Source organism: Peribacillus alkalitolerans (assembly GCF_010882125.1).
In the GTDB taxonomy this organism is placed as follows: Bacteria; Bacillota; Bacilli; order Bacillales; family DSM-1321; genus Bacillus_BN; species Bacillus_BN alkalitolerans.
On sequence record NZ_JAAGVZ010000004.1, the window covers coordinates 52,342 to 67,072 of the forward strand.

Annotated in this window: 14 protein-coding genes, 1 pseudogene and 1 riboswitch; of the genes and pseudogenes, 6 read left to right on the forward strand and 9 right to left on the reverse strand. The window is 36.3% G+C overall.

Features of this window, described 5'->3' with window-relative positions; genetic code table 11:
- Positions 1–25: 25 nt before the first annotated feature.
- Positions 26–838, reverse strand: coding sequence for an ABC transporter ATP-binding protein (locus G3O09_RS06400; protein ID WP_163100667.1), 813 nt, complete (start codon positions 836–838; stop codon positions 26–28).
- A 507-nt stretch (positions 839–1,345) separates the two neighbouring features.
- Positions 1,346–1,494, forward strand: a riboswitch (FMN riboswitch).
- 309 nt (positions 1,495–1,803) lie between these two features.
- Here G3O09_RS06400 and ribE point away from each other — a divergent pair.
- The 3 genes and pseudogenes from ribE to ribH all read left to right on the forward strand — a co-directional run bounded on the left by ribE (position 1,804) and on the right by ribH (position 3,792).
- Positions 1,804–2,445 carry a riboflavin synthase gene (gene ribE, locus G3O09_RS06405; protein WP_163100668.1) on the forward strand — a complete coding sequence of 214 codons (642 nt, stop codon included), beginning with the start codon at positions 1,804–1,806 and terminating at the stop codon, positions 2,443–2,445.
- Between the two features lie 13 nt (positions 2,446–2,458).
- A pseudogene (ribB, locus tag G3O09_RS06410) lies at positions 2,459–3,079 on the forward strand (3,4-dihydroxy-2-butanone-4-phosphate synthase); the annotation flags it as partial.
- A 254-nt stretch (positions 3,080–3,333) separates the two neighbouring features.
- Positions 3,334–3,792 (forward strand): 6,7-dimethyl-8-ribityllumazine synthase, encoded by a 459-nt coding sequence (ribH, locus tag G3O09_RS06415; RefSeq protein WP_163100670.1) that lies wholly within the window; start codon positions 3,334–3,336, stop codon positions 3,790–3,792.
- Between the two features lie 49 nt (positions 3,793–3,841).
- On the opposite strand, the gene G3O09_RS06420 is transcribed toward ribH, so the two are convergent.
- Positions 3,842–3,985, reverse strand: a complete 144-nt coding sequence (locus tag G3O09_RS06420) for a hypothetical protein (RefSeq protein WP_163100671.1) — start codon at positions 3,983–3,985, stop codon at positions 3,842–3,844.
- A gap of 138 nt (positions 3,986–4,123) precedes the next feature.
- On the opposite strand from G3O09_RS06420, the gene G3O09_RS06425 reads away from it, so the two are divergent.
- Positions 4,124–4,843 (forward strand): hypothetical protein, encoded by a 720-nt coding sequence (locus G3O09_RS06425; protein ID WP_163100672.1) that lies wholly within the window; start codon positions 4,124–4,126, stop codon positions 4,841–4,843.
- 65 nt (positions 4,844–4,908) lie between these two features.
- On the opposite strand, the gene G3O09_RS06430 is transcribed toward G3O09_RS06425, so the two are convergent.
- The 3 genes from G3O09_RS06430 to G3O09_RS06440 all read right to left on the reverse strand — a co-directional run bounded on the left by G3O09_RS06430 (position 4,909) and on the right by G3O09_RS06440 (position 8,057).
- Positions 4,909–5,424 carry a CBO0543 family protein gene (locus G3O09_RS06430; protein ID WP_163100673.1) on the reverse strand — a complete coding sequence of 172 codons (516 nt, stop codon included), beginning with the start codon at positions 5,422–5,424 and terminating at the stop codon, positions 4,909–4,911.
- Positions 5,425–5,527: 103 nt separating this feature from the next.
- Positions 5,528–6,136 (reverse strand): methyltransferase domain-containing protein, encoded by a 609-nt coding sequence (locus G3O09_RS06435; protein WP_163100674.1) that lies wholly within the window; start codon positions 6,134–6,136, stop codon positions 5,528–5,530.
- 283 nt (positions 6,137–6,419) lie between these two features.
- The gene (locus G3O09_RS06440; protein WP_163100675.1) at positions 6,420–8,057 is read right to left on the reverse strand and encodes an acyl-CoA dehydrogenase family protein; all 1,638 of its coding nucleotides are present in this window, start codon (positions 8,055–8,057) and stop codon (positions 6,420–6,422) included.
- Between the two features lie 92 nt (positions 8,058–8,149).
- On the opposite strand from G3O09_RS06440, the gene G3O09_RS06445 reads away from it, so the two are divergent.
- Together G3O09_RS06445 and G3O09_RS06450 are read left to right on the forward strand one after the other, a co-directional pair.
- Positions 8,150–8,539 carry a MerR family DNA-binding protein gene (locus G3O09_RS06445; protein ID WP_163100676.1) on the forward strand — a complete coding sequence of 130 codons (390 nt, stop codon included), beginning with the start codon at positions 8,150–8,152 and terminating at the stop codon, positions 8,537–8,539.
- Positions 8,540–8,773: 234 nt separating this feature from the next.
- Positions 8,774–9,592, forward strand: a complete 819-nt coding sequence (locus G3O09_RS06450) for a PRD domain-containing protein (RefSeq protein WP_163100677.1) — start codon at positions 8,774–8,776, stop codon at positions 9,590–9,592.
- A gap of 66 nt (positions 9,593–9,658) precedes the next feature.
- Here G3O09_RS06450 and nagE read toward each other — a convergent pair whose 3' ends face one another.
- From nagE to G3O09_RS06470, 4 genes are all read right to left on the reverse strand, one after another.
- On the reverse strand, positions 9,659–11,098 hold the full coding sequence (nagE, locus tag G3O09_RS06455; protein WP_163100678.1) for an N-acetylglucosamine-specific PTS transporter subunit IIBC: 1,440 nt from the start codon (positions 11,096–11,098) through the stop codon (positions 9,659–9,661).
- Between the two features lie 572 nt (positions 11,099–11,670).
- A complete protein-coding gene (locus G3O09_RS06460) occupies positions 11,671–13,374 on the reverse strand; it encodes an AAA family ATPase (protein ID WP_163100679.1) in 1,704 nt (567 codons plus the stop codon).
- Positions 13,375–13,564: 190 nt separating this feature from the next.
- The gene (locus G3O09_RS06465) at positions 13,565–13,861 is read right to left on the reverse strand and encodes a hypothetical protein (RefSeq protein WP_163100680.1); all 297 of its coding nucleotides are present in this window, start codon (positions 13,859–13,861) and stop codon (positions 13,565–13,567) included.
- Between the two features lie 414 nt (positions 13,862–14,275).
- Entirely contained in the window at positions 14,276–14,623 is a 348-nt protein-coding gene (locus tag G3O09_RS06470) for a BsuPI-related putative proteinase inhibitor (protein ID WP_163100681.1), read from the reverse strand.
- Positions 14,624–14,731 lie beyond the last annotated feature (108 nt).

Consider the following 14,731-nt stretch of genomic DNA (forward strand, 5'->3'; position numbering starts at 1 on the left):
TCAAAAAAAAACCGCAATTAGCGGACTAAGCCAAACCTTCAACTACATGATATCTTTTAATTAAATCATAGGAGAGACAAACTGGCTTTCTCGTCCTTGGGTCAATTCCAATCTCTGCATCTATATTGAAAACGCTTCGTAAGACTTGAGGGGTCATAATTTCCTCTGCCTTGCCTTTTTTGATGATCTCCCCATCTTTCATGGCAATGATATGGTGAGCAAAGCGTGCAGCTTGATTCAAATCATGAAGCACCATTACAATGGTACGGTTCTCTGCAACATTTAAATGATGCAGTAATTCTAAGACTTCTAATTGGTGTGAAAGGTCTAGATAAGTTGTAGGCTCATCTAAAAGAATAATGTCCGTTTCCTGAGCTAAGGCCATAGCTATCCATACCCGCTGTCTTTGTCCTCCTGATAGGGCATCGACTGCACGATCCTTAAAAGGTGCAATCCCCGTTACTTCTAGAGCCCATTCAATGACTTCCTTATCCTCGTCTTTTAACTTTCCAAGTCCTTTTTGATAAGGAAACCTTCCGTATGAAACCAACTCTGCTACCGTTAAACCCTCAGGAGCATCAGGAGATTGAGGTAGTATCGCCAATTTCTGTGCAATTTTCTTGGTGGATTCTTTAAATATCTCTTTCCCATCAAGATAAACCGAACCTGATTTAGCATTCAAAATCCGTGACATCGTTTTAAGGACCGTTGATTTTCCACACCCATTTGGACCAATAATCGTAGTGATTTTGCCATCTGGTATTTCAATATTCAAATTCTTTACAATGTCAATTTCACCATAACCAATTCTCAAATTCTCCGTAAAAAGTCTGGCCATATTATCCCTCCTATTCTTTGAAATTTAAATATATAGTCTTATATATTTCTCAATGAAAATGATTATCAGTGTCATTTAGATTTTATTTAATGTAAGTAATTGTGTCAATGGTTATTTAAAAAAATATTAAAAAGGGATCTAACATCAAATAAGTGTCAGATCCTACGTCCCAGTATTATTTTTTCAGTTCAAAAGGATAGGTATATTAATTTCTTTACGAATTATTTTTTCATATGCAAACCAAACTAAGTGGAAAAGCATGTGGCATAAGGATTTTACTCTCAGTGAATGTCATGAAAATGATACCGGGTAAGCCATTTCAATAATTAACAGAAACCAAAACTAAAGCAACTATGCTAGTCCTTACTAATTAAATTATTAAATATTTTAAATTTTTAAATAATACTGTATATAAATTTTCCTGAAAAATCCATTATCTATTTCCAATATATAAATACTTTACATTTATTAAATCTGCACCCATAATAAGAACAAACTTTATATTGTGTTATCCTTCGGGGTCGGGTGAAAGTCCCAACCGGCGGTGATGTATTTCTCAGAAAAATACTAAGCCCGTGAGCTTCATATTTTCATATGTTTGCTGATCTAGTTAGAATCTAGAGCCGACAGTATAGTCTGGATGGGAGAAGGATGAAAAGCATTGTATCAAAAAATGATAGAAGCTATCTCTAGGGATAGTCTGCCCTTTTTCTGATACATGACACACTTTTTTATTCTGAAACACAGGATATCTCCATAAAAAATGGACTATGCCTATGTTTATTTGTGTTGCTTTTCTATCAAACTACCAAACAGTCCCTTAGGAATATTATTTTCTAAGGGACTTTTTTCATTTTATTTGAAAGGAAGTTTGAGAACATGAAAAATGTTTTGTCTCTTAAGGTCAATTTTTTTGAACAAATCCGGGATGATAACCGTATTGTCATAAGAAATGAGGTGGTCCCATGTTCACTGGGATCATAGAGGAAGTTGGAACGATTAAGAGTATCGCTTCAAAGGGTAAGAGCTTAGTCTTGACGATTGGAGCAAGTCAAATACTTGAAGATGTAGCACTAGGAGATAGCATAGCCGTAAATGGAGTTTGTCTTACGGTAACGAAATACACGAAAGACATTTTTACTGCAGACGTTATGCCTGAAACATTTAATGCTACCAATCTAAGATTTTTAAAAAATGGTTCAATTGCCAATCTTGAGAGAGCCATGATGGCCAATAACCGTTTCGGGGGTCACTTCGTCTCAGGTCATGTGGATGGCTTAGGAGAAATTATCCGTATTATTCAAAATGAAAATGCACAGCTATACCAAATAAAGATTCCACTTGCGGGCTGCAAATATTGTTACGTAAAAGGAAGCATCACGATTGATGGAACGAGTTTAACAATATTTGATGTACAGAACGATATAATTACAGTCTCCCTTATTCCACATACACGAGCCAATACGGTTATAGGCAGTAAACATATTGGTAACAAAGTCAATGTGGAATTTGATTTATTAGGAAAGCATGTGGAACGACTACTTAGTTTTAAGGGAACTGACCATAAAATATCATCACAATTTTTAGCCGATAACGGATTTCTTTAAGGGGGTACGTCCTATGTTTTCAAGAATTGAAGATGCTTTGCAAGATTTAGTCCAAGGAAAAATAATAATTATTTGCGATGATGAAGATCGTGAAAATGAAGGTGACTTTTTCGTTTTAGGAGAGCATGCAACACCAGATAATATAAACTTCATGGCAACCTGGGGACGTGGTTTAATATGTGTACCTGTTTCAGAGAAGCTTGCTAAAAAGTTAGACTTACCTCTCATGGTTACAAATAATACAGATAAACATGGAACTGCCTTTACAGTAAGTATAGATCATCAAGATTCAACGACTGGGATTTCCGCTTACGAGCGTTCCCACACCATTCTTGAAATGATGAGTCCTAATAGTAATGGCTCCCATTTCCGTAGACCAGGACATATTTTTCCTTTGATTGCGAAGGATGGTGGAGTGCTTCAAAGAGCTGGACATACAGAAGCAGCCCTTGATTTCGCACGGCTAACGAATAGTGAAGAAATCGGTGTGATTTGTGAAATTATGAATGAGGATGGAACGATGGCACGAGTCCCCGATTTAGTCGAAATTGCCAATCACCATCAGATAAAGATGGTAACGATTCAAGATTTAATTGCATACCGTCAAAGCTTGAAACAAGAAAAGATAATGAAAACTATTTAAAAACTAGGCTGTGTTAAAGTCCATCGTTGATTTTAAGCTATATGTTGATTGAAGTGGAAGACGCTTGACTCCTGGGGGATTAGCGTTACAGGCGAGACCCACAGGAGCGCTAGCGACGAGGAGGCTCGGCGAACGCCCCCTGGAAAGCAAGCGTCTGGAACGGAAATCAACTGGCAAGTTTAACAGAGCCAAAAACTAAAAAAGCAAAACTAAATCATTTACTACAATTTTAGGGGGAAATCATCATGAAATTTGAAGGAAAATTAGTTGGAACAGGGTTACGCGTTGGAATTGTTGTTGGAAGATTTAATGAGTTTATTACGAGCAAATTATTAGGCGGAGCAATGGATGCACTAGTTCGCCATGGAGTACAAGAATCAGATATCGATGTGGCTTGGGTACCAGGTGCTTTTGAAATCCCAGTAGTCGCGAAAAAAATGGCAACCGGCGATTATGACGCAATCGTAACACTAGGCACGGTAATTCGTGGAGCGACAACCCATTATGATTATGTATGTAATGAAGTAGCCAAAGGTGTTGCTGCAGTATCCCTACAAAGTGAAATTCCTGTGATCTTCGGTGTACTCACAACTGAAAGTATTGAACAGGCTATTGAACGAGCAGGTACAAAAGCTGGCAACAAAGGCTATGAGTCTGCTGTTGCGGCGATCGAAATGGCGAACCTATTACGAGAGTTCAAATAAAAATATAGTTTTTGAGGGTGGCCCAAGCTATGGAGCCACCCTCATTTATTTAAGATATTGTATCGTTATCATTTTTCTTTTCATATATCTCAAGTAAAGCATCAACCATTTCAATTTGTATCTCATATTGCTGATAAATATTTCGGAAGGTTACCTCTGTGATCTCATCTATTTCCATTACCGTTCTTTTCACTTCAATACCGCTCTTATGTGCTGCCAGATCCTTTTCTAACAAGCTTTTTCTAGGATTGTAACCTAAAGGAATCTGCCTACATATAGATAAGTAACAAATCAATTTATTTGTGATGCTGTGATGAAGGAGGCCCTTTTCATGGAAAAATCTAGCCCATCTCAATTTGAACGGTACAGTGAAGTGATGCTTAAACAGAAAATTATCCACCTTAGCTCGGAGCTTTCTAAATATAAATCTTTAGTGAAAGATTTTCGGGAAAGCTATCAATTTAGCAGAGTGGAAAAATTAATTGAGGAAAATAAAAAGCTAAATGAATTTGTCAATAATTATGAAAAACAACCTCAAACTGAAACAGTGGTAAACGAAAATCACCTACAAACTGAGACAGTAGTAAATGAAAATCAACTAAAAACTGAGACAGTAGTAAACGAAACACTACTTCAAACTGAGTCTGTGGTACACGAAAACTTGAAGGAACATAAGGCTGAAATTGAAAAAAGTGTTGGAATTGAAGAGGATGATAGACTCCAAAAGGATGAGGTTAACTCTTTAATTACACACTATCAAGAAAAAATTGCAGAGTACGAAAAGAAAGAAAAACAGTGGAAAAAAGTATTGAAAAAAATGAAATCCTTTCAGGATGAGAAAGCAGAATTACTACGTCAAAACGAAGAATTAGCTGATAAGTTGGCTAATGAAGAAGAGTATTATCATAATTTATTAGTCCGAGTCAGCAGGTTGAACTCGGATTTATATAATGCTAATCAAAGGGAAGAAGAATTGCAAAACCACGTAAGTGAACTGCAATATCGACTCGAAGCATTACAAGCTAAATATACTGATATTGAAAATGAATAACAATTATCCATGGGCATCCCTTTAATACCTGCATGGATGCTCATTTTTTATTGATTCTCTTTTATTCATTTCATCTTATCAAGGCTTACATCAAAAATAGTTGATAATATGCCAATAAATATTGCAGAAAGTATTAAAGCTAGTATGGGTTTCTTATAATGAATCCGTATTATACTGAACATAATCACATTGAACAAAGATGACCAAGCTAGATTCCAACCATTATGATAGGTAATGGATCCTAATTGCACAGACACATATTCAAGCACTACAAAAATACAGACAAACAAAAGAATATACAATGCCTGCCTTATTTTGGATTCGTTATCAGGAAAATGGGATAAAAAAACAAATACAGAAAGTGGCATACCAACGAGCACAAGTAATAGGATTGGGATTGTTTGATTGGGAAGCCCATTTGGTTCCATAGCCCACATTGGATAATTGAAGCAAATGACTTCATATAACAAATTACCAACGATCGCAAAAAGCATAGTGGGATAATATTTCTTCCAGTTTTCCCAGTCGCCCCACTTCCATACTGCTAATATCCAAAGAATTGAATATGCCACTGCAACCATTAATTAACCGTCCCCTTTTTACTGTCTATGTATAGGATTCGTTATTATGGCTTTCGTAATACATATAAACTAATGTTTGTACATAAATAGGCTTCAATAGATCTTAATAGCTCAATTGATATATTAGGAATCTTTCATTAGGATTGTTTGCAAATTTACCTGAAAGCTTGATCTCCATTTTCAACTCAAAAAGAGTCTGGTTTTCTAAGAAGAAAATATAATCCTCTGATGGATAGTATAAGACCAGTTCAACTTCCCTCTTTACATTCTCCACTGAAACTAATATTTTATTGATAATATTTATAAACACTTGGATGGAAAAGGGATTAAAAAAATAGAATCTGTTGTCTGATGGATCAATTTCGTATTCTTCTGCAAAGCACATAAGAAAATGTACTTGGTTTAAATCCTTTTTAGTTTTCTTTAAATAATTGATACGGTTTTCCATCGCTTGTTGATATAATGTCTCATTCATATCAATTCCTACAGCTGAAGCATTAAATCGATGATTGATATAGAAGACAAGTCTACCTTTACCACAACCAAAATCCACCACATGATCGCTACTTTTGAGTTCATATTGTTGAAATAATAGGTCTAGTGCATGGTATGGGGTTGGTTCATAACGATGATAATGTAATGAATTATTAAACCCCTTTTGGTTTCCTGCTGTTTTTATATTGAGTAATGTATCATAATACTCTTCGTTCATTTTCTCTCTCCTAAGCTTTAGTCCTATTCAATGATACATTGTCACAATACTTCCTTCTATTAAAAAAAGCAAAAAAGCAGAAGAAAAGATCTATCCTTTCTTCTGCTTGATTTGATCGGCTATGTAAGCCTGTTGATTGCAATGAGAGGCCCTCCAATCAACAAAGTGCCATTTCAAAAATGAGCTCTCACATAGCCTTTTTATAGATGCATGAGGTTTTGGTTCTCTTATCCAAATTCCTACTTCCTTAAGGCATCAATTACGGTGCCAAAGAAAGGATTTTTCAGAGTAAGTTAGCTTTAGATTTAGATTCTATCTCCTTTAAAGCAACATCTTGATAAGCTTTAAAGAATGAACCACAAAACGAATCCCAATTTGTAGCTGCTTCCATAGAGGATTCATTAACTTCCCCAAGGACTGGTCTCTGTAATAAATCTTCAAGCTGTAATGAGAAATCCTTTATCGTTTCTGTTGCCGCTCCCTTAAGTACACCCGCAACGAATTCTGATGGTGAGTACCAATCAGAAACTCTTTGAATATCCCTATAGATTTGTGTTAGTAAAAGATTACGAGGTCCCTCCCATTGCTCGTTTACAACAACATCCCGGAATATTCGAGGAAGAGAAGAAAATTCCTCCATTACTCCATGTCCGGCAAAGATCGACATTGCCTCATTTAATACTCTTACTCCCTCATTAGTCGTACATATCTTTTGTAATAAAACCAATTCACGAAGGTGAAATAGCTGTTTTCTTATTTCAATCGGGTAATCCGAGTCTAAACCTGGATTCAACGGTCTTTCTAGTTTTAAGAATGCATCATAGATTTTAAAAGCGCCTGCAGTTGTACGTTGTGCAGCATTTTCAATGAAATTCAACTTGCTTGCTGCAAGTGGGAAATCCTTAACCTTTTTACCAAACACCGTCCGAAAATCACTATACAGATTTGCTTCTCTGGATGCACGGAGCATGAATCCTGCACAAGCAATCCCAATTTCCAGTCTTGATAAGGTAAGAACAATTCCTGCCGCTACTGCAATCCCTTTATCCTTTGGACCAACTGGGTATGCAAGTGCACCCTTGTAATTAATTTCACCAGTAGGTAATTCTGCAGTTCCAAGCTTCCATTTAATTCTGTTTATTTCATATCCATTTCTTTTTTCCTTCTCTTTATTCCCTGGTAACCATGAAGGCACAATAAAGGTTGAGACTTTGTTTGAGCCTGTAATTTTTGCAGTTACAACTGAATAATCTGCATGGGCAACAGAGCAGAAGAATTTGTTTCCATATAAGCGATAATTTTTTCCGTCTGGAACTGCTTCTAGTAAATTAGCAGGGAGATCGGAACCGCCTTGGATTTCCGACATAAATTGTGCTCCAATGGCAAACACTCCGTTTAACCCTTCCTTTGTGTGTTCAAGGATCTCTTGTAGTTCTGGAATTTCTTCGTTAGGAAATTGATCTATAATTCCAATCAGACCGTGTGTGCAAGTTAAAGGACAAGCAACCCCTGCTTCACCTAATTGATGAGTCAACATTCGTTTGACAAAGCTTTCCCAAGGTGCCATTTTACTAGAAAATAAACCTTCTCCAAATACTTCTTGCTCTAATTGGTGCACTTCCATAGGTCGCACAATACGATCAATTCGGTGATTATAAGCATCATAGTGAAGCATGTATGGACGGACTTCTGGCCTAGCGATCCGTTCTGCTAGTTTGTTCCATTTAAAAGAAACGGTTGGAGAAAAAGATAATACATTTTCATGGACTTGCTCAAATTCAGAACCAAGAAAATATTTCGTTGCATTTTGTAAAAAAGAATCATCTCGATACCAGTCCATCTGCTCTCTTTTTGTGATAAATTCATCGAATGTGTATGAATTTTCCCCTCTTGTTTCAGTCTCTTGGGAAGCTAGGTTCATAGTAATCCTCCTTCATTTCTATTGACAAATCTAAATATTCAGAATTATTATAAAGCTAAGTATACGTTAACGTCAACTTGGAGGAAAAACATATGTTAGAAGAACGTCTATTTTCAATCAGTGAATTAGCTTCTATGTTTGATATCAGCTCAAGAACAATCCGGTATTACGAAGAAATTGGAATGCTAGTTTCAGAGAATCGCCAAAGCCTAACTCAGCAACGCATCTATACCCATAAAGAACGAAGAAGATTAAAGCTGATTCTTCGTGGAAAAAAGCTTGGCTTTAGCCTACAAGAAATTAAAGAAATGATTAAGCTTTACGAATCCAACCCTGAAGGAGAAGTTGAGAAAAAAAGAATCATTGATTTTGCTGATCAGAAAATCGAGGAAATTAATGAGCGAATTATTCAGTTACAAATGCTAAGAGACGAAATATTATCCCACAAAGAAAAATATATTAATAACTATAGTTGGTCCTAGTATTAATTGAAAGGCACTCAAATGAGTGCCTTTTTTTACATATTTAGTTAGTTTATACAAAACATAAGAGCTTATTATTTAGATTATTGTTAAAAGCAGGAGAAAAAAATAAGTGTCAAAATTTTCTAAAAATAAAATAAATGTTTTCAAGAGTATATAAATTCGCCATAATAATATTTTAATTATCCTCAATTTTTATCTATCATGAAGGAGAAGCAAGGAGCTGGGCTTTAAGTGAAGATTAAAAAAATCTTAAATAATAATGCTGTAGTGATATTAGATAACAATGAAGAGAAGATAGCAATCGGTTCAGGAATTGCTTTTCAAAAAAAGAAAAATGACATTATTAATACAAATAATATAGAAAAGATATTTGTTTTAAAAGAAAATGAGAAATTCCAGCAGCTTCTTCTGAAAATACCTGAAGAGCATTTCTCCTTATCTGAGGAAATTATCAGCTATGCTGAAGAGTATCTTGACCTAAAATTAAACGACCATGTACATATAACGCTAACTGATCACTTATCTTTTGCCATTGAAAGAGTACGGGAAGGTATTCAACTGGAAAATAAACTTTTTAATGAGATAAAGGTTCTATATAAAAAAGAATTTGAGATTGGTATGTGGGCATTAAAACATATTGAACATAAATTACAAGTAAAAATGCCAATTGACGAAGCTGCTTATATTGCTCTGCATATCCATACTTCAAAACCTCAAAGTAACAATATGAAGCAAACACTAAGACAAACAGCAATCATTAGTGACATGATTCAAATGATTAGGGATTATCTCGATATTTCAATAGAAGAAGATGATCTTTCTTACCATCGATTAATATCACATCTACGATTCACAGTTTCCAGAATCAAAAATTCCGAGCTACATACTATGGACGATGAAATGTTAAAGATGATAAAAAAGAAGTTCCCCATTTCCTTTAAATGTTCAAAATCAGTTGCTACTAACCTTTTAGATAAGTATGGAATTCAACTTCCTGAAGAGGAACTTGGATACCTTACACTACATATCGAAAGAATAAGAAAAAAGTAAGCAATGTAGTATAAATAAAATAAAAACGCTTGGATAACAATTATCCAAGCGTTTTTCAATTCATTATTATTTGTGTAATTTGACCATTTCGTCTGCTACAAATTGAACATTTGTTCCAACAATCACTTGAATACTTTGAGGGCCTACAATATTTATACCCGGCACACCTGTTGATTTAATTTTGTTTTGATCAACCTTATTCATATCTTTGACTTCAATTCTTAGTCGAGTCGTACAATTATCAATGGATGTCACATTAGCGTCTCCGCCTAGTCCATCATATATTTTACCTGCCAACACAGCAAAATTTTTCCCAGAAGCTCCCTTTGCTTCAACCTCAACTTCATCATCGTCTTCTCTACCAGGTGTCATTAAGTTAAATTTTGTAATGATGAAGCGGAATAAGAAATAGTAAATGACTGCAAAAATTAAACCTTGAACGATTAACATGTACGGTTGGTTCGCTATCGGGATCCGCAAACTTAATACAAAGTCTACAAGTCCTGCACTAAAGCCAAATCCTGCTGTCCATTGAAATGTTGCAGCAATAGCCAAAGAGATACCTGTTAATGCTGCATGGACCACATAAAGTAATGGAGCAACAAACATAAATGAAAACTCTAATGGTTCAGTAACCCCAGTAAAGAATGAAGCCACACCTGCTGCCATCATTAAGGCTGCCACTTGTTTTTTCTTTTTCGTTTTTGCTGTATGGTACATTGCTAATGCTGCTGCTGGTAATCCAAACATCATGACTGGGAAGAATCCAGCTTGGTACATTCCTGTGATTCCCTTTTCTCCTTTACTAGACCAGAAGTTTCCGATATCGTTTATTCCAGCAACATCAAACCAGAACACAGAATTTAATGCATGGTGTAGACCTGTTGGAATTAATAATCTGTTGAAGAACCCATATAGTCCTGCTCCGGCAGCACCTAGTTTACTAATTCCTTCACCGAATGATACTAATCCTGTAAAGATTACTGGCCATACAAAGAATAACACTAAAGAAACTACTAGCATTGCAACAGATGTCATAATTGGTACAAGTCTTTTCCCACTAAAGAAAGCTAATGCATCTGGCAATTGTACATGACTGAATCGATTGTACATGGATGCTGCTACAAGCCCTGAAAGAATTCCGATAAATTGATTTCCGATTTTTGCAGATGCTGGATTCACTTCAGCTACGTCAATCCCTTGAAGCATTGCCACTGAGCCAGTTGAAAGTAATGTTGTTACTACTAAATATGCGACCAATCCACTCAATGCAGATGAGCCGTCCTTTTCTTTAGCCATACCTAATGCTACCCCTACAGCAAACAGGATTGCCATATTGTCAATAATGGAACCCCCAGCCTTGATTAGGAAAGCTGCTATTGGGCTTCCTGCACCCCAACCAGTTGGATCAATCCAATAACCAATCCCCATCAAAATGGCTGCAGCAGGTAATACTGCTACTGGCAGCATCAATGAACGGCCAATTCTTTGTAGATATTTCATCATCTTTTATTCCTCCTGTAAAAAGTTACTGTCTTATCCAGTTTTTCTTGTTTGTAAATAAATGAATGAAATAAAATTGCATACTAATTGAGAATAATTCCTTATCAGCATAAGTACTTGGCTTTATTATCAGAAATTTTCCTTTTAGCCATGCACCTCCTTAAAAAATGCTAGTAAGACAACAAAAAAGGCATGGGGAAACAATAAAAAGGAAAAAACCTTTTATTATTACCACCATGCCTGATCGTATCAGTAACATGTGAACATATTTAACTATTACCTAAATCATAACACTAAATCTTAGAAAAACAATATGTAAGCGCAACCATTTTTGGAAACTCTTAAGTCATACTTGAAAGCTGTGTTCATTCTTCAGTGAATGGTTCACACCCCATATTTTGAGCTTAGTAATATGCTATTATAAATGGAACTAAAAAAGTACATTTTAAATGCAAAAAAGAGATAAATACCAACGGCACGTATCTCGATTCTACATCTAAATTCTTTGGGATCCATCTTGATTAATAAAACTAGGTATTTACCTATTAGAAATAGTCAATTGACTCGTTTTATTATTAATTTTTCTTACCTGAAATATCCTCCTGGCTATTTGTTTCTATAAATACCCTAGCTTTTACAACAGGCGGCTCTGGCCGACTATGACCATATAATTGCAGATAGATTTCTTCGATTTCCTCTCCAGTTAAATCTCCCCTGTTTAGTAACTCCCCCGCAATTGCGTGGACAAAATCGGCATGTTTTGTAACTAGCGCCTTCACTTGGAGCATCTGGTCCTTTAGTAATTCATTTATTTTTGGTCGAAGTGACTTGAGCGCTTCAGCCTGTGAGCCCAAAGAAAGCCAACTGAATAGCTCATCACCCATCCCTACCATTCCAAGGTATGCACCGGCTAATAATGTGGCATTCCTCAAGTCAGAGGTAACACCGTTTAATTTCTTACCCAGGAACTCTTCTTCCACTGCTCTTGCAGCCAGACTAACTTGTATGGCTGCTAGGATTTCACTGTCACTACGGTTATACCGTTCTTTCGTTGGTTTAGTTGCAGCGAGACCAAGTGCACCGCCCCGTCGAATAATAGTCACCTTCCAGACACGATCATGTGGTTTTAGCAAGTATTGTGCTACCGCATGGCCCGCTTCATGATAAGCAACGTTCCTTTTTTCGTCTTCGCTCATTGAACGAAGAGGCTGTTTTAGTCCCCACTCATAGGTCTCCATAGCGTCACGGAAGTCTTCATAAGTAGTAACGTCTGCACCCCGCTGATGGGCGATTACTACCGACTCATTAACGATATGCTTAATTTGTGCAGGACTATAACCGATGGTGTCAAGTGCAGCGCGTTCTGGAGTTAAAGAAGAGTCACTTTTTACCTTTCGGAGGTAGTAGAGGAAGACATCCAAGCGTCCATCATAGTCAGGGGAATCTACCCAAAGTTTTCGGTCAAATCGCCCTGGACGAAGGAGTGCAGGGTCAAGAACGTCTGGCAGGTTTGTAGCTGCTATAGTTAAAACTGCAGGACGCTCTGCCTTTTTACGTCGAAGGCCTAATGAGCGAAGGAATTTAGCAATTTTAGAATTATCGATGTTTGGCGGGTCCATCTGTAATAGAAGTTCGTTTAGAAGTCCAGAACCTCCCCCCATACCAAACAGACCTCCTCCACCACCGCCAGCCTGTCGACTCATGCCGATGGCGTCAATTTCATCGATAAATATGATGCATGCTCCGTAATCTTTTGCTAGTTTACGTGCTTTTTTATAGATGCCCATCACCTTTAGGTTTCCGACACCAAAGAACATATTTTGAAAGCTAGGTGCTGAGGCATAAGCGAAGGGCACCTGGGCTTCGTTCGCGATTACTTGAGCAAGATAAGACTTCCCTGTACCAGGTGGTCCACAAAGAAGTAGTCCACGGATTGCCTCTCCCCCCATCTCTTTGAACTCCTTGACACCTCTAAGCAGGGTTACGATCCGCTTGGCATTTTCGACGATTTCTGGGTTACCCCTATAATCGTCCCAAGTAGACCCAGTTTCGCCTGGTAGAATCCAATACGTGCGTCCCCGTGCCAAGAACCAAAAGAGTGCTACAAACTGAATAATCATAAACATCATAGCGAAAAGCAGTTGAAACAAAAATCCAACAATTGTGAATGTAGCCTTCCAGTATGTTGGTCCTCCTCTCCATACCAACGTTCCAATGAAGACTAGTGCTGCTATCCAAAGTATTAATTTCCGCCACTTAATCCACTGAAATTTCCTCATGACAACACTATCCTTTCTGAATATTTTGAATATTTTATGAGGAATTCATCTTAATGTTACCTAGAAAAGTGGGCATCTCTCAAAAAGGACATCCTTATTTAATAAATTTGTAATATATTATTGATGCTTACATTGAAACCTATTTTATAAGATAAAAAAGGTCCCCAATAATGAAGGACCCTCAAACTACTTATTTATTAATCAATTTACCTTTAATATCAACGATATACTTGATAATTACTGCGATTCCTCCAGCAAAATAAAATATCACAAGAATCCATCCAGTAGGATCCATTGGTATCATGGAAACAATAATGTTCAATGGTATTACGAAGTATAAAACATCTTTCAAATATTCGAGTACAAACGCTGTATTGAAAGAGCCTTTCCAAAACGATCGGAAAAATGCTATAAGAAAATCAAGAAACATAAGTCCTAATACGCCCCACATGGTATAGAGCATCCAGTCAGAAAGTGCAAAGTCCATTAATAATCACCCCTTTTCTACATAATATGCATGTAGAAAAGGCAGGTGATTTAAATTAACTTAATTTTCTGAAAATAATACATAAACATTTTTAAATCCTACAATGCCTACCTACCTATTTTTGAACATTCACCACCTGGGTGAGGATTAAATTAAGAAATTATTTCGTCTGTATGTGAATTTATATATACAGACACTCCTGATAGAAAGGCCATTTTTTAAAAATTGCCATTATTGACGAGACTGCTAATAAAAAAACCGTTTCCAGTATAAAGCCAATCTGTTCCATTCAGAGTGACTTTGTGTATTTTTAGCGCCCCTAACCGCTTTCCCTCTGTATTGTTAAAAGATAAGTCAATCTTAAAAACGTTTCTACTATACTAAAAAATCGGTATCCAAGTTTTAGATCTTCTTTTATCGAACGTTAAATCTTTGACTTTGCTTCAACTGATATCCATCTTGTGCAACTAACCAGATTGTAAAGGTAAATTCACCCTTTTCTAATGGTGGGATCTTGATATCATATGACAAAGATTCACTTGGCAATATCCTGATTTCTTTTAATACTTGTAAAAAGTACTTTCCATCTGAATACCGGTATACCCTTCCATGATCTTTGTTAAAAATTTCATATTCATATATTTGGCTCGTATTAAAATGTAAAATAGCCATTTCACTTCCTACATTTTTGATTTCATACGTAAAGGTCAAATTCCCATCAGGCGATTCGTTCAGAATAAGTGAAGATCTTAAATTTTGCATATTTGCACACCCTTTACATTTTTGTTATTCCAATTACCTTCCATAATTCTTGTTCCTTAAAGAGGTTTTTATCTTTTAGAATTTTAATATTAATATCTAGCAAATTTG